Annotated in this window: 15 protein-coding genes, 4 pseudogenes and 1 riboswitch; of the genes and pseudogenes, 14 read left to right on the top strand and 5 right to left on the bottom strand. The window is 32.6% G+C overall.

Annotated elements, in window-relative coordinates; translation table 11 throughout:
• The first annotated feature begins 25 nt into the window (after positions 1-25).
• Together DN393_RS13590 and DN393_RS13585 are read left to right on the top strand one after the other, a co-directional pair.
• Positions 26-2,152, top strand: a complete 2,127-nt coding sequence (locus tag DN393_RS13590; protein ID WP_098101527.1) for a peptidoglycan D,D-transpeptidase FtsI family protein — start codon at positions 26-28, stop codon at positions 2,150-2,152.
• Positions 2,153-2,490: 338 nt separating this feature from the next.
• Positions 2,491-3,669: a macrolide family glycosyltransferase gene (locus tag DN393_RS13585; protein WP_064475364.1), complete on the top strand. Its 1,179-nt coding sequence runs from the start codon at positions 2,491-2,493 to the stop codon at positions 3,667-3,669.
• Between the two features lie 49 nt (positions 3,670-3,718).
• Here the strand turns inward: DN393_RS13585 and DN393_RS13580 are convergent, their stop codons facing one another.
• On the bottom strand, positions 3,719-4,399 hold the full coding sequence (locus tag DN393_RS13580) for an aspartate/glutamate racemase family protein (protein ID WP_149173581.1): 681 nt from the start codon (positions 4,397-4,399) through the stop codon (positions 3,719-3,721).
• Between the two features lie 153 nt (positions 4,400-4,552).
• Positions 4,553-4,668: riboswitch (SAM riboswitch) on the top strand.
• 139 nt (positions 4,669-4,807) lie between these two features.
• Here DN393_RS13580 and DN393_RS13575 point away from each other — a divergent pair.
• The 4 genes from DN393_RS13575 (at position 4,808) to DN393_RS13560 (ending at position 8,106) form a co-directional block, all read left to right on the top strand.
• Entirely contained in the window at positions 4,808-5,356 is a 549-nt protein-coding gene (locus DN393_RS13575) for an ECF-type riboflavin transporter substrate-binding protein (RefSeq protein WP_001038206.1), read from the top strand.
• A gap of 10 nt (positions 5,357-5,366) precedes the next feature.
• Positions 5,367-7,070: an ABC transporter ATP-binding protein gene (locus DN393_RS13570; protein ID WP_098101530.1), complete on the top strand. Its 1,704-nt coding sequence runs from the start codon at positions 5,367-5,369 to the stop codon at positions 7,068-7,070.
• A complete protein-coding gene (locus DN393_RS13565; protein WP_064475367.1) occupies positions 7,063-7,863 on the top strand; it encodes an energy-coupling factor transporter transmembrane component T family protein in 801 nt (266 codons plus the stop codon). Before DN393_RS13570 ends, DN393_RS13565 begins: the two co-directional genes overlap by 8 nt.
• 135 nt (positions 7,864-7,998) lie before the next feature.
• The gene (locus tag DN393_RS13560) at positions 7,999-8,106 is read left to right on the top strand and encodes a YjcZ family sporulation protein (protein WP_000120182.1); all 108 of its coding nucleotides are present in this window, start codon (positions 7,999-8,001) and stop codon (positions 8,104-8,106) included.
• Between the two features lie 92 nt (positions 8,107-8,198).
• Here DN393_RS13560 and DN393_RS13555 read toward each other — a convergent pair whose 3' ends face one another.
• Positions 8,199-9,467 carry a sensor histidine kinase gene (locus DN393_RS13555; protein ID WP_098101531.1) on the bottom strand — a complete coding sequence of 423 codons (1,269 nt, stop codon included), beginning with the start codon at positions 9,465-9,467 and terminating at the stop codon, positions 8,199-8,201.
• A gap of 125 nt (positions 9,468-9,592) precedes the next feature.
• Positions 9,593-10,702, bottom strand: coding sequence for a site-specific integrase (locus DN393_RS13550; protein WP_149173580.1), 1,110 nt, complete (start codon positions 10,700-10,702; stop codon positions 9,593-9,595).
• A gap of 235 nt (positions 10,703-10,937) precedes the next feature.
• On the opposite strand from DN393_RS13550, the gene DN393_RS13545 reads away from it, so the two are divergent.
• The 5 genes and pseudogenes from DN393_RS13545 to DN393_RS13525 form a co-directional block, all read left to right on the top strand.
• Positions 10,938-11,399: a hypothetical protein gene (locus DN393_RS13545; RefSeq protein ID WP_064475369.1), complete on the top strand. Its 462-nt coding sequence runs from the start codon at positions 10,938-10,940 to the stop codon at positions 11,397-11,399.
• Between the two features lie 13 nt (positions 11,400-11,412).
• Positions 11,413-11,751 carry an IDEAL domain-containing protein gene (locus tag DN393_RS13540; RefSeq protein WP_081257252.1) on the top strand — a complete coding sequence of 113 codons (339 nt, stop codon included), beginning with the start codon at positions 11,413-11,415 and terminating at the stop codon, positions 11,749-11,751.
• Between the two features lie 15 nt (positions 11,752-11,766).
• Complete coding sequence (locus DN393_RS13535) at positions 11,767-12,213, top strand: hypothetical protein (RefSeq protein WP_064475370.1); 447 nt, start codon at positions 11,767-11,769, stop codon at positions 12,211-12,213.
• A 561-nt stretch (positions 12,214-12,774) separates the two neighbouring features.
• Positions 12,775-12,939, top strand: a pseudogene (locus DN393_RS13530) (dUTP diphosphatase); the annotation flags it as partial.
• 2 nt (positions 12,940-12,941) lie between these two features.
• Positions 12,942-13,115 (top strand): annotated as a pseudogene (locus DN393_RS13525) (N-acetylmuramoyl-L-alanine amidase C-terminal domain-containing protein); the annotation flags it as partial.
• Here DN393_RS13525 and DN393_RS13520 read toward each other — a convergent pair.
• Positions 13,096-13,560 (bottom strand): restriction endonuclease, encoded by a 465-nt coding sequence (locus DN393_RS13520; protein WP_088046700.1) that lies wholly within the window; start codon positions 13,558-13,560, stop codon positions 13,096-13,098. The pseudogene DN393_RS13525 and the gene DN393_RS13520 overlap by 20 nt on opposite strands.
• A 121-nt stretch (positions 13,561-13,681) precedes the next feature.
• Here DN393_RS13520 and DN393_RS13515 point away from each other — a divergent pair, with 121 nt between their 5' ends.
• On the top strand, positions 13,682-14,131 hold the full coding sequence (locus tag DN393_RS13515) for an epimerase (RefSeq protein ID WP_098101534.1): 450 nt from the start codon (positions 13,682-13,684) through the stop codon (positions 14,129-14,131).
• A gap of 25 nt (positions 14,132-14,156) precedes the next feature.
• On the opposite strand, the gene DN393_RS13510 is transcribed toward DN393_RS13515, so the two are convergent.
• Positions 14,157-14,354 (bottom strand): helix-turn-helix transcriptional regulator, encoded by a 198-nt coding sequence (locus DN393_RS13510; RefSeq protein WP_064475970.1) that lies wholly within the window; start codon positions 14,352-14,354, stop codon positions 14,157-14,159.
• A gap of 150 nt (positions 14,355-14,504) precedes the next feature.
• Here DN393_RS13510 and DN393_RS13505 point away from each other — a divergent pair.
• Positions 14,505-14,806 (top strand): annotated as a pseudogene (locus tag DN393_RS13505) (hypothetical protein).
• 9 nt (positions 14,807-14,815) lie between these two features.
• Positions 14,816-14,953 (top strand): annotated as a pseudogene (locus tag DN393_RS32605) (replication-relaxation family protein); the annotation flags it as partial.
• Between the last annotated feature and the right edge of the window lie 31 nt (positions 14,954-14,984).

The raw sequence follows: 14,984 nt of genomic DNA, 5'->3' as shown, positions 1-14,984 counted from the left end.
TCTGTAAGGAGGAGATTATGACAAGGTGACAAAGCATGAGAAAAAAAGTGGTAGAGCAATACCGACGCGGTTAAATATTTTATTTCTTTGTGTATTTTTATTATTTTCTGCAATGATTATACAGTTAGGTAAAGTGCAAATTTTCGATGGAGAGACTTATAAAAATGAAGTAGAAAAGAGAGAAAATGCAACTGTGAGTCTATCTGTCCCACGTGGAAAAATATTTGATCGAGAAGGGAATCCAGTTGTTGATAATACATCTTTACGCACGATCACGTACACAAAGATGAAAGGTGTAAAATCAGAAGATATATTAAAAACCGCAAGACAACTTGTAGACATAATTGAAATGCCGCAAGAAGATATAGATAAGTTAAATGAGACAGATAAGAAAGATTTTTGGATGCAATTAAATCCGAAACTGGCTGAAAATCTAGTATCGAAAAAAGAAATAGATACATTTAGAGAAAAGGATATTAGCGGCAAGAAGCTAGATAAAAAAATAGAAGAGTTAAAAAGAAAACGGGTTACAGATAAAAATCTTCAGGAATTAACAGAGAAAGATATAAAAGTGTTAGCTATTAAAAGTAAGATGACTTCTGGTTATCAAATGGCCCCTCAAATTATTAAAAAAGATGTTAGTGAAAAGGAATTTACTATAATTAGTGAAGGTTTAGCGAATCTCCCAGGTGTAGACGTATCGGTGGATTGGGAGAGAGTGTACGTAAATGATGGATTATTCCGATCTGTTCTTGGAAATGTTTCTAATTCCGATGAAGGATTACCAAGCGAACGATTAGATTACTACTTGGTACGTGATTATAGCCGAAATGATAGGGTTGGAAAAAGTTATATCGAGCAGCAATATGAAGATGTACTTCATGGTACAAAAAAAGAAGTAAGAAGCGTTGCAGATAAACAAGGTAATACAATTAGAACGGAAACCGTTTCTGAGGGAAAAAGCGGTAAGAATTTAACTTTAACAATAGATATGGAATTACAGAAGGAAGTAGAAGAAAGTATTGAAAAAATATTAAAGGCATATAAAGGGTCAGAATCCATGTTGGACCGTGCTTTCGTTGTGATGATGAATCCGAAAAACGGACAAGTATTATCCATGGCCGGGAAAAGACTTGTAGAAAAAGACGGAAAAACAGAAGTTGAAGACTATGCATTAGGCACAATGACTAGTTCTTATGAGCTTGGATCAACAGTTAAAGGTGCGACAGTTTTAACTGGATTTGAAACGAACGCTATAACACCAGGTACTTATTTTTATGATGCACCTATGAAGTTTAAAGGAACTAAGGAAAAAAAGTCTTGGAAAGAGTTTGGAAATATTGATGATTTAAGAGCGTTACAAGTCTCTTCAAACGTTTATATGTTTAATACAGCATTAAAAATTGCAGGTGTAGATTATGTGAAAAATAGTTCATTGAATATTAAACAGGAGTACTTTGATAAAATGAGGTATTATTTCAGGCAATTTGGATTAGGTGTTCCAACGGGTATTGATTTACCGAATGAAACAGCTGGACAAATTGGTAAAAAAGATAATCAACCTGGTTTCTTACTAGACTACTCAATTGGTCAGTATGACACCTATACACCACTTCAGCTTGTACAGTATATTTCAACAATCGCAAACGGTGGATATCGAATGAAGCCACAAATTGTTCAAGAGGTAAGAGAGCAAACGTCGCAAAAAGATGAGATTGGTAAAGTGGTGCATGCAGTAGAACCAATCGTTTTAAATAAGATAGATATGAAAGAGGAATATATAAATCAAGTAAAAGAAGGATTTAGAAGGGTATTCCAGGAAGGTGATGGAACAGGAGTAAGGGCGTTCCAAAAAGCATCTTATAAGCCAGCAGGTAAAACAGGGACAGCACAGACAGTATACGGTGGAGAAAGTGATATTGGAAGAAATGAAAAAGGTGAGCGAAGAGAATGTTATAATTTAACGTTAGCAGGATATGCGCCGTATGATAATCCTGAAGTAGCATTCTCTGTAGTTGTGCCGTGGGTTATTAATGATAAATCTGGTATTAACTCTGATATTGGAAAAGAAGTTTTAGATGCTTATTTTGAATTAAAAAATAAGCGATTGACTGGAGAAACTACAAAAATAGATAGCTCTCAAGAAGGTTAAAACATATGAAATGTTATAGAAACTAGAGTCGTCTTATTTATGAATAGATTCAAAATGGATGATAGAGAAGGATAAAATCATTCTATCAACTATGCACACTTTATAAAATAAAACATATATTGATAGCATAGGACAAGCTGAAAAGCTTATTCTAACCTCGCAGAACACTCCTTATCACGGTTAGGCATCTACTTATGTAGATGCCTTTTTTAATTTATTAACTGACAATTATTTATCAATCTAAAGTAGTAAGTATATTAGGACTATTAGGGGAAGATGGACGGTAATAATTACAGTATGATTAATAAGAGTATTGAAATGTAAGGAGTGAGAAATAAGTGCTAAATATTTTAGTGGTTAATTTTCCAGCAGAGGGACATGTAAATCCTACATTACGTTTAGTCAAAGCTTTTACTGAACGGGGTGATCACGTACATTATATTACAACAGAACACTTTAAAAGCAGAATTGAAGATTTGGGAGCAACTGTATATACTCATCCAGATTTATTAAAGGAGATTTCTATTGATACTGAAACCTCACATGGGCGGAATTCTTTCTTTCATGTACATGTTCAAACTTCTTTATATATATTAGAAATTACGAAACAATTATGTGAGAGCATCAATTTTGATTTCGTAATTTACGATATATTTGGTGCTGGAGAGTTAGTAAAGGAGTATTTACAAATTCCAGGCGTACTTTCTTCTCCTATATTTTTAATTCCTCCAGAATTTTTGGAGACTTTACCTTTTCATCCAAATGCAGAAATACAATTCCGACCCGATGAGTTTTCTGGAAATTTACTACGTCAAATGGAACATGAATTTGGAGTAAAGCTTAAAAATAATCTTCAATTTATGCATAACAAGGGAGATATTACTCTTGTGTACACAAGTCGCTATTTTCAACCTAATAGCGATTTATTTGGAAGAAATAACATTTTTATTGGTCCTAGTATTTCAAAGCGTAAAACAAATGTAGAGTTTCCATTTGAATTGCTTAAAGGTAAGAAAGTTATATATATTTCAATGGGAACACTGCTTGAGGGGCTCGAACCATTCTTTAATACGTGCATTGATACTTTCTCTGATTTTGATGGAATAGTTGTAATGGCAATTGGTGATAGAAATGATCGTTCTAAAATTAAGAAAGCGCCAGACAATTTTATAATTGCTTCATACGTACCCCAATCAGAAATATTAAGTGAAGCAGATGTTTTTATTACACATGGTGGCATGAACAGCGTACACGATGCTATTTATTTTAATGTCCCATTTGTTATAATTCCACACGATAAAGACCAGCCAATGATAGCACAAAGATTAACAGAACTTGAAGCAGCACATCGATTATTGAAAGAACATGTTAATGTGCAAACTTTAAATGAAGCGGTAACAGACGTTCTTTCAAATGAAAAGTATAAACATGGTATACGAAAACTGAATGATAGTTTTTTAGAATGTGGTGGTACTAAAGAAGCAATTGCAGTTATAAAATCTCTTTTAAATAAATAGTGTGGACAATATAAAAGCATAGAGGATTAACCTTTATGCTTTTATATTATTATACTGCAAACTGCACAGCAGTATTTGCATGTAAAAGCGCGGTATCAAAAACAGGTACAGTAAGGTCGTTTTGGGAAATGAGCAATGGTATTTCAGTGCATCCTAGCAATATACCTTCTGCGCCGTTTTGAATTAATGAGTTTGTAATTTGTAAAAGTTTTTCTTTTGATGTTTCTGAAATAATTCCTTTACTTAATTCATTTAAAATAACATGATGAATAAAATTTCTTTCCTCTTCATTTGGGATGATTGTCTCAATATTAAAATTTGCTAGACGTGATTTATAGAAGTCTTGTTCCATCGTTTGTTTCGTACCCAATAGTCCGATACGCTTTATATTCTGTTCTACCATTTCTTTAGCACTTACATCACCAATGTGAAGAAGTGGAATAGATATTGCATTTTCTACTTCTTCAGCAAATAAATGGACCGTATTGGAACACATTAATAAACAATCAGCTCCGGATTTTTCAACCTTTTTTGCAACTGTGACTAATTCGTTTTTCACTTCTTCGTATTGATGATTTTGTAATAAAGTAGTTACTTCACCAAAGTCCATGCTATATAAAACAAGCTTTGCATTTTGATCATGTTGAGAGAGTGTAAGTGTATTAATATATTTATAGTATAACGATGTAGATTCCCAACTTAGTCCACCAATTAAACCGATTACTTTCATCGTACATTCCTCCCGTAACTATTTTGAATTTATTATTTCATAATTCCGATAAGAATACAATGATTTAAATGTACCGTTAAACAAAAAATAAAAATAATTAGAAAAGTGTTGAAATTTATACTTGTTAGTGCCATAATACGAATTACAAATTAATACTTATCCAGAGAGGTGGAGGGAACGGCCCTATGAAACCTCAGCAACCCCTATATAACTTTATAGGAAGGTGCTAATTCCGCAGAGGACACAATGTGTTTTTTGGAAGATAAGAGGATTCTTGAACGTGAAAGAAAATGACCTCTTATGTAAGAGGTCATTTTTTGTTGTATAGAAAGGGAGTGTTGATGCATAATTCATTTTCAAAATAAATATAGAGTAATAAAAGTTGACTAATATAGGAGGGGAATTGTAATGAACAAATTATCAACAAAGTTAGTAGTAGCAATCGGAATTGGAGCAGCATTATACGGGATATTAGGACTTTGGGGATTTTCTATTGCACCAAATACATTTATTAAACCTGCATTAGCTATTTTAACCGTTTTTGGAGCGTTATTTGGTCCAGTGGCAGGACTTTTAATAGGACTTATCGGTCATACCGTAACAGATACAATCGCTGGATGGGGTATTTGGTGGGGGTGGGTTATTAGTTCAGGCATTATCGGCTTTGCAATGGGACTCATTCAAAAAAGAGTTAGCTTTAGTGTGAAAAACGGGACGTATAATAAGCGGGATATTTCTTATTTAGCCATTACTGGGTTAATTGGTATTGTCATCGCTATTATATTTGCTGGGGCATTTGATGTTATTGTGATGGGAGAACCATTTGACAAAATTGTTATACAAGTATTAGGAGCAACAATTGCTGATGTTATTGTATTTCTAGTTCTTGGATTGCCAATTACAATAGGCCTAGCTAAATCTAATAAGAAACACACACATTTAAAAATTGAAAAGTAGGGATGTTAACATGAAACCAATCATTTCTTTTGAACAATTCAGCTTTCAATATGAACATGCTGCGCAGCCTACTGTAAAAAACATTACATTTCATATATACCCTGGAGAAAAAGTACTAATTGCTGGACGAAGTGGTTCAGGGAAGTCAACGTTAGCTCATTGTATAAATGGGCTAATCCCGTTTTCTTATGAAGGGATTAGTACTGGTAATATTTTAATTGCCGGAAAAGACCCGAGGAAAGAGAGTGTTTTTGAACAGAGTAAACAGGTAGGAACAATTTTGCAAGATCAAGATGCTCAATTTATTGGTCTTACAGTAGAAGAGGATGTAGCTTTTTATTTAGAAAATGAATGTGTGGTTCAAGATGATATGAAAAAGATTGTTTCGGACTCATTAAAAAAAGTAAAGATGCATGATTTTCATAAACAAAGTCCACATGAATTATCGGGAGGGCAAAAACAAACTGTTTCTTTAGCAGGTTTGTTAACAACAAATGCTGATATATTATTGTTCGATGAACCGTTAGCAAATTTAGATTCAGCAAGTAGTTTACATACGATAGAACTTATTAAAGGTATACATAAACAATATAATAAAACAATTGTAATTATTGAACATCGAATAGAAGAAATGTTAAACCTGGATTTAGATAAAATCATTTTAATGGATGAAGGAGAAATTGTTGCAATAGGGACACCAGAAGAAATTTTAGCGTCAAATATTTTACCATCTATCGGCTTAAGAGAGCCTATGTACATAGAAGTATTAAAGAAATTACAGTTTGATAGCAATCAGGACGTAATATACTACCCACTTCAAAATCTTCAAAGGGAAAGTGTTCGTAGCATAATAAATGAGTGGATGGAGAAGCAAGTTTCTTGTAAAGGTACTCTTACAAAAAAAGAATTATTGAAAGTAGAGAATTTGTCATTCTCCTATCCTAATAAACAAAAAGTATTGGACAATGTAAATTTCTCCATATATGAAGGCGAAATTGTAGCACTTTTGGGCCATAATGGAGCCGGTAAATCAACATTAGCTCATAGTCTTATAGGCATAAACAAAACAAAAAATGATAGGATTGTATTTGATGAAGTAAATATCAATTCTTGGTCTATTCGTAAACGTGGAGAGATTATATCTTATGTGATGCAAAATCCAAATCATATGATTACACAACCTACTGTTATAGAAGAGGTTTCATTTTCATTAAAATTAAAAAAGGTTTCAAAGGAAGAAATTAAGCTTAGAGCAGAAGAAACATTAAAACTTTGTGGTTTGTATCCACTTCGAAATTGGCCAATTCAGGCATTAAGTTATGGACAAAAGAAGAGAGTAACGATTGCATCTGTACTAATAGCAAATCCGAAACTTATCATATTAGATGAACCGACAGCGGGACAAGATTATTATCATTATAAACAGTTTATGTCGTTTATTAGAAAACTAGCTGTAAAGGGAATATCTTTTATTTTTATTACACATGATATGAATCTCGCTTTAGAATATGCAGACAGAGCGATTGTTCTAGATGAAGGGGAAATTATTGCGAATAATTCCGCGCCCATTGTATTAGGGGATACAGAAACGCTACAAAGGGCGAACCTAAGGGAAAGTTCTTTATTCAAACTAGTTAAATTTAGTGGAATTTCATATTCTGAAAGGTTTATGGAACATTATTTTGAGGATATTAGGAGGGAGGAAGGTGTATAGTACATATTTTCATCGCATGGATGGAGCAGTGAAATTGTTGTTATTTATTTTTTGTATGACACTTACTTTTTTGTTTTTCGATTTTCGTATATTGCTATTTATATTTATAATTGGATGTATCGGACTATTTATTGCTAAAATTCCATTTCGTAAAATTTGCATTGTTTTTACTGTTATATTTACATTTAGTTTATTAAATTCTGTCATGATTTTATTTATTACACCAACTCATGGATCTGAATTAACCGAATCATATACTTCGTTTTTACATATCGGATATGCAACAATTACATATGAAACATTATTTTATGCAGCGACACTTTCATTAAAATATTTTACGTTATTACCATTTACACTTATTTTTATATATACGACTGATCCAAGCAAATTTGTGAGTAGCTTAAGTAAATTTCGAATTCATTATAAGATTACATATGCAATAAATATTGCATTACGTTACATACCTGATATTCAGTCCGAATATAAAGTTATTAAACATGCGCAAGAGGCGAGAGGAGTAGCTTTTGAAAAAGGAGAAGCAAGTTTATGGATTCGTATGAAAAACCGTGTCTTAATTTTTTGGCCTTTAATTATTCATTCACTAGATAGAATCGATACAGTTTCAAATGCAATGGATTTAAGAGGATTTGGAAAGAAGAATACACGAACTTGGTTTTATACAAATAAAGCGAAAAGCGGGGATTTCATTGCTTTATTTGTAGGTGTTTTTATTTTAATTGTTGCAGTGTATTTAAAGTTACATGTATTTCAAAACTTTTGGTATCCATTTTAAAGCGCTCTTAAATGAGTGCTTTTACTTATTTTTATGTGGACATGCTCAAAAAAGGGATATTTACATAATGTATAATACGAACCAGTTAAAATGATCAACTACCTATTAGTTTTCAAACCAAAAGGAGGAGAAAATATGAGTTACGGTGGTTCTTGTGGTTTTGGTGGAGGTTTCGCGTTATTAGTTGTGTTATTTATTTTATTAATTATCGTTGGATGCAGCTGCTGGGGCGGAGGGTACTAATTTCTAATTAGTCTCCACAAATGTAAACTTAAAAAACATAGAAGATACTTATGTATCGAAACAAATAAAAAAGGAGCAATTATGCTCCTTTTTTATTTGTTTTCAGATGAGTTCATATTACATTTCGGCAATGTAATTGTCAAAGTTGTACCTTTATTAATAACGCTTCGGATTTTCAAACTACCTTGCATCGTTTCAATGATCTTAACAGCAACCATTGTACCTAAACCTGTACCTTTTGTTTTTGTACTAAAATATGGTTCACCAAATCGATTTACTTGCTCTTGTGACATACCAATTCCGCTATCCTCAATTAGAATAATAACTTTATTATTACTAATAGATGAGGAGATATGTAAAGTACCACCATTAGGCATTGCTTCAATCCCATTTTTTATTAAGTTTAAAAAACATTGTTGAAAGTGCTGTTTATTGCCTACAATTGTTGCCGTGGAAAAATCTTTTGTAATATGTATTGTATTCATATTACATAATGGTAAGATCATATTAATAACTCGGTTCAATTCTTGTTCTACTGAAATATGATCTGATTTTTCTGAAGCAGGTTTGGCAAACGTTAAATAATCATCAATAATTCCTTGTGCACGATGTAATTCTTCAAGTATATGTTCAATATACTCGTCTCTTGATTCTGGAGTTAAATTAGGTGTTTTTAAAAGTTGAGTAAATCCTTTTACGACAGTTAAGGGATTTCTTACTTCGTGCGATATACTAGCAGCAAGTTGGCTGACAATCTCCATTTTTTCCATTTTAATGATCTTCGATCGCATACATACTGCATCTTTTAAAACTTCATTAAAATAAATGACAAACAACATCAAAATGGTTGGTAATATTATGAAATAAATAATGTACAAATTATTCACTTCAAAATCTGATAAAGTTAATACAATTACAGTTGTAAATATTGCTAGAAAAAATGTTAAAAACATTCCATAAGCTACTTTAATTTTTCTATTATACTTATTAAATTTTGCGGATGCGAATGCTGTAACGATAAACATTGTGCCATAAACTATTATTGTTAACATACTAAATCCATAAAATAAAAATCTTGTAATTAATAAAATAGCAAACAAAATGATACCAACAGGGAAGCCACCATAAAGTGTGCCTATTATAACTGGTATTTGTCTTAAATCATGAATACAATTTTCATCCATATAGATTGGATAGCGCATACATAAAATAAGAGGGATACTCGTACAAAGGATAATAAGTAGTTTTTTATATTTCTTTAAATAGCGTCCGCTATCATATATAAAATAAAAAATAAATATACTACTTAAAATGTAAAGAAGATTATTTAATACGTTTTGATTAATATAAACAAAGTTCATAATATTTTCCTCGTTATTTTGAATTTCCATTTTATATGTATTATACATGATAACATGTATTAAGCTGAACGAACCTTGATAATAAAGGTTTTGTTTGGATTTTTATTGCAAATTGCAAACATTAGCTAACCAAAGATACTTTTACCAAAATTTTTTACTGCTTCTTCTTGCATATTCGGTAAAACATGAGAATAAATTCTAAGCGTTAATGAAATATCTGTATGACCTAATCTCTCACTGATAATTTTAGGATTAACTCCTTGTTTCAATAATAAAGTTGCGTGTGTATGTCTTAAATCATGAATTTTAAATTTTTTCACTGCTGCATTTTTTATTTCTTTATAAAATTTTAACCTGAAAGTATTTCTGTATAAAACCTCACCAGATTTATTACAATTAATTAAATTAAAATCTTGATAAGCAGAACCCATTCGTAATTTCTCTTTATTAATTTGAATTCGATGTTTTTTTGCTGCTTCTATTGTTTCTACAGGAACAGGGATTGTACGGTTTGATGCACTTGTTTTCGCGGTGTTTTTAATTTTATCATCACCACCAACAGTTTGATTGATGGTAACTGTATGATTTTCAAAATCAACATCCTGCCAACGTAAACCTAAAACTTCTCCAAGACGCATCCCTGTAGTAATTACTAATAAGTAAGCAATGTGATATCGTGAGTCTTGTGAATGTAATAGAAATCTTTTTACTTCTTCCTCCGTCCAAGTCTGGATGGGGCTTTTTTCTTTTTTGGGTAACTCAACAAATTGAGCGGGATTTCTAGAAATAATATTTTGTTTTACTGCTAGATTCAAAGCTGTTTTTAGTACTCGATGCAATTGGATTAAGGAATTATTTGAAATACCAGTATCTAATGCTGATTTATAGCATTTTTGAATGTCCATAACATTTAATTTATGAAGTGCAATCATTCCTATACTCGGTATAACATGATGGGTTACATTGTTATAATAAGAAACGTAGCTATTTCTTTCTAAACTCATCCTTTTAATTTCTAACCACTGAACCAGATAGTCTTTTAAAGTAAGCTTAGACGGCTCCACAAAAATCCCTTCATTTAACTCCGTAATCTTTTTCGCCACATCTTTTTCGGCTTCTTTTTTTGTCTTATAACCAGAAAACCACTTCTGTCTTCTTTTTCCTGCCTCTGGATCAGGATCGATATCAATAATGATACAGTAATTATTTCCTCTTTTTCGAATATGTCCTTTCACTTAATACACTCCTTCATTTTGTTTTGAATCATGTTGTATAAGTCTAGTTGTAATTTTGCTGCTATGAAAATTACATGTTTGGACATATCAGCGATAGATACATTTTACCATATATGAACAAATTCAGTTATAGGGTATGATTGTCAGATAATACTAATTTCATCTTTACAATATACAGAAAATTCGGTAATATAATCGATGGAATTATAAAGCGATTCAAGGGGGAGGAAGAAAGATGAAAAAGTTATTAGCAGTATTTTTCGCACTAGCATTAGCATTTACGGCTATTGGTTCTACACCAGCTATGGCAGCGGGGAATTCTGATGCAAGAATTGTAACTTATGTCGGAGTACTACAGAACTATATTTATGGTAAAAAGCCACTATTCAATAGTCCAAGTGATCCAACAGTAGTAGGGTATGTAGCTAATCAATATGTAACAATAAAGCAACCATGGTTTATTGTTAATACATCTTTAGGGGAAAAATGGATGGGATTCAATCAATGGGAAGTTTCACTATGGCGTGATTTTGATGCAGGTGTGGGACGTTTATATGTAGACGGAAAAGTGGCAATACGTAATGATCCGGGCTCTCAACCAGTAGGTTATGTTGCTAATCAAAACGTTACAGTAAAACAAGCTTGGTATTTAATTAATACATCTTTAGGACAAAAATGGATAGGTTATAATTTGTAAAAAAGCGCTCATTATGAGTGCTTTTTTATTTGTATATATTGAGATTTCAGCAGGATTTTCAGGAGGCAACACGTTCGCATTTTATAAACCGAATCTAACTGGTACGGAAGGAATAGCTGCATATAACCATTTCAATGCGAACGATGTTCCAATTTATATTCAAATCAATTTCAAAGGTAAATACAAGGAGCCTTTATACATGGAAGTACTTGAAGATGGTGACTGTTCACTTGAAACACATATCGACGGGGAAGATCATGATGAAATTGATCAGTTAATTAAATATAACCTCATCGACCATGCATTAGACACAAGAAACGAAGAATTGTTCCATAAGTTAATTGTAAATTAAGGGGAAGGTGGAAGGATGGCGGTCCTTTACAAATTCAAACTCACAACCATTTTCGAACACTGGCCAAATGAAGAATTTGTAGTAGCAGAAACCGAAGGAAAAGCAAGATTCCTATATTGGCAAAAGTTCAGAACAAAGTTTCTAACAATGCCGATGGTTGAATTTATGAAGTTTGTAAAGTGTGAGAACGAGGGTGTATTTGATATCAAGCGCATGTACAGCGCGGAGAAAGCTTTTAAGAAAATGCAGAATTTCCGCAACCTCCATTTTGCTTATATGGGTATGCGAGTAAACGTAGCTGGCATGTGGGGTACGATCGTTGGAAACTGGAAAACTAATTTGTTTGTTTTGTTCGATGGGGAAATTGAGAGGCATAACTGCCATCCTCATTGGGAAATTGCTTACTATGATGATGAGGGCAATGTGGTTCGAAACTACCAGAAGGGAGAGTATGCGGTATAAGTAAAAAAGGACGAGCAGTCGTACCTGCCGTCCTTTATAGGAGAAAAATTATTCTGGATTAGAACTACGAATAACCAGAAAACGCGCTTTAAAACAGTGTTGTCAAAGATGTAATAATCTATGCAACAAAAACGCTTAGTCGGAATTCAAAACACCAAATGGCTTGCATTGGTAACAGGCTCAAAAGTAGTATATGTAAAATGAAAAATTCCATACAAAAAGCAGACAACATTTGCGGTTGTCTGCCAGTTAGCCGAATGAGTTAGCTAATTGTGATATATTGCATTCCCATTACGAGAAGAGTGAAGCTGCTAGTTCAAACAGCTTGTTGGTATTATTTTCGATATTTTTAAAAATATACAGTAAGAATTAGAAAAGTTATGAACCAATCTGCCTCTTACTGTAAAGAGAAGGAAGTACCAGCCGTGGATTAAGCGGCTTGAAAATAGTATGTATTGATTTTTGAAAAATATTCAAGGGGTGAAGAAACATGGAATATTTAATAAATGGTGTTTATGAAATTACATTATTGATCAGTGAAGCGAAAGGGAGAAGAGAATAATGAATATCGTAAAATTACGTGGATTACAAAGGATACTTGATAATCGAATTATTAAACAACACGGTTTAGAAGGTCAAAACTTAGTTAGTAATTTAATTTTGGCGCTACAGGTTGAAATCGCTGAATTAGCGAACGAGACACGTTGTTTTAAACATTGGAGTAATCATATGAGGTTCAAGATGCTATGCAAGCTTTAACAACTGTTAAAATGACAGCGAACTTCAAATTACAATCTGATGGCTTAACGTATTTTGTTTCTGAGCCAACGTCAGATACACAACTTAATGCGATGAAAAGATACCTTGACCGTAAATTAATAATTACGGTTTCATCATGTTAATAAGAGCGTCACCATCTATTAACTCAATATTTTTATTCGCAGCGTATTGCCTTGCGTTCTTATTAAATTTACTAAGTGTAACAAAGTATCCTCCAACTGCATCACCATCAATAATAGCGCTATGTAACTTTTGAATGTACGGTCTTCCAATAGATTCCTTTGTATATCTTTTCACTTCAACAAATTTCACTTCATCGTCTTTCCAAAGGATAATGTCTTTTCCGCCATCATTTGAGCCAGGTGTAACTTGTGCTCGATACCCAAGAGAATTAAATAAGTCAGCGATTAAGTATTCAAATTTTCGTGGATCCATTTGCTCTAGATATTCACGATTAGCCTGCTCTCTCAATTGGTTCATACGAATCTCCTCTTCTGAGACTTGTGGTGCTTTAAGGATTATTCCTAATGCAAAAACGATGACTAATGAAAGGATAGCCCAAATCATAGAATTCACCTCAGTATGAGTATGTCCTAAATGAGATTAATTAAAATTCTTGTAGTCACTAATTTTGTTTTATGCTAAAATCCATTGGGTATTTATTATTAATAATTATTTTGGAGGATTTATGAGCAATCAGAACGACAACAAGACAAGCAGTGTTAAAGCAGTCCCAGTAATGATTTTGGGATTATTCTTACCAATCTTTCTTCCGGCTTTATTAATGTTGGGGCTAGGGAAATGGATGCCGAATGAAATTCAATATTCAGGAATAATGTCATTATTCATTTTATCTATTGAAATGTTTATAATAGCGGCTCTTTTTACGAAGATTTTAAGTTTGGTTGGCTTGTCTGAAAAGAAGTTAGATGAGTTAGGCTTTTTAGGGTTTACAATATCAATGGTTACTTCATTTTTAGCAATATACGTAGGGTATTTTTGGATGACCAAAAGTGGTTTATCATCAGTTGAATTAACGTCGAAAGGTATCTTAGTTATTGCTATTGTTGCAACTATTATTTTAGCAATTTTATTAAAAGTTTTAGAAAGAATGGAAAAAAATGAAGTGAAACAGTGAAAAAGACGGTGTATACCGTCTTTTTTTATTTTATATCTTCTTCGATCCAAATTTCTTCTAATTTCATTTCCAGTGCACGAGCAATACGATATGCAACAGGCAAGGTTGGAAGTCCCCCTTTTATTAAATTCGTCATTGCCGAATTACTTATATTCGCTTTCTTTGCGATATATCCATATTTGATGCCTTTTTCATCAAGAATTTGTTTTAATTGACTTCGCATAATTTCCACATCCATTTTAAATTTTTGCTTGTCCATTTAAATATTTTGAGAATGGACAGGCAAAATCCTTCTTTCTAGGTCATATACCTATATCAAAACCACGAGGAATACCGAGTGAAATCAAGGACATCAAGAGGGGAGAGGGCGCGTATGCGTTGGCAATATTCACATTTGAACGAAACGCCTTACCTGTATCCATCAAAAGAATTAAGAGGTATGTATAGGGATTCAAATGGCAAAAAAGAAACAAATGCAATTGTGGACCACATGGCAAGACAGGAGGTTTTTGATAATCGTGAGTACAAGGCTATTACCGTTTATCAAACGATATTATAGATGATTTATATGAAGATGAGGATGAAGTACTTGAGTGGGGAGATGTCATTAATGAGTATCAGCCGGTTATGACAGCGAAGGGATTACAACTCATTCAAAAAGAGGGATTTAAATGACAATCGTAGGAGAAGCATAACGGGAAAATGTCAGTTATTCATTTCTTTACAGTAACCAAATACAGAGAAAAGAAACTCGAAGAGTTGGCAGCTAAATATGATGTTTTTGTGAAGGTTTATGTAATAGAAGATATATATATAAAGTAATAACATGTTTTAAAACGAACTGGTTAACACT

The organism is Bacillus sp. BPN334 (assembly GCF_008368885.1).
Taxonomy (GTDB): Bacteria; Bacillota; Bacilli; order Bacillales; family Bacillaceae_G; genus Bacillus_A; species Bacillus_A wiedmannii.
This window is presented reverse-complemented; position numbering and strand designations above follow the sequence as displayed.

What these genes read in the sequence shown, in the direction of transcription:
- DN393_RS13560 (WP_000120182.1), top strand. Translation starts at nt 7,999, where the DNA reads ATGAGTTACGGTGGTTCTTGTGGTTTTGGTGGAGGTTTCGCGTTATTA.
- DN393_RS13515 (WP_098101534.1), top strand. Translation starts at nt 13,682, where the DNA reads ATGAGCAATCAGAACGACAACAAGACAAGCAGTGTTAAAGCAGTCCCA.
- DN393_RS13545 (WP_064475369.1), top strand. Translation starts at nt 10,938, where the DNA reads ATGAAAAAGTTATTAGCAGTATTTTTCGCACTAGCATTAGCATTTACG.
- DN393_RS13555 (WP_098101531.1), bottom strand. Translation starts at nt 9,467, where the DNA reads ATGAACTTTGTTTATATTAATCAAAACGTATTAAATAATCTTCTTTAC.
- DN393_RS13520 (WP_088046700.1), bottom strand. Translation starts at nt 13,560, where the DNA reads ATGATTTGGGCTATCCTTTCATTAGTCATCGTTTTTGCATTAGGAATA.
- DN393_RS13535 (WP_064475370.1), top strand. Translation starts at nt 11,767, where the DNA reads ATGGCGGTCCTTTACAAATTCAAACTCACAACCATTTTCGAACACTGG.
- DN393_RS13575 (WP_001038206.1), top strand. Translation starts at nt 4,808, where the DNA reads ATGAACAAATTATCAACAAAGTTAGTAGTAGCAATCGGAATTGGAGCA.
- DN393_RS13570 (WP_098101530.1), top strand. Translation starts at nt 5,367, where the DNA reads ATGAAACCAATCATTTCTTTTGAACAATTCAGCTTTCAATATGAACAT.
- DN393_RS13540 (WP_081257252.1), top strand. Translation starts at nt 11,413, where the DNA reads ATGAGTGCTTTTTTATTTGTATATATTGAGATTTCAGCAGGATTTTCA.
- DN393_RS13580 (WP_149173581.1), bottom strand. Translation starts at nt 4,399, where the DNA reads ATGAAAGTAATCGGTTTAATTGGTGGACTAAGTTGGGAATCTACATCG.
- DN393_RS13510 (WP_064475970.1), bottom strand. Translation starts at nt 14,354, where the DNA reads ATGCGAAGTCAATTAAAACAAATTCTTGATGAAAAAGGCATCAAATAT.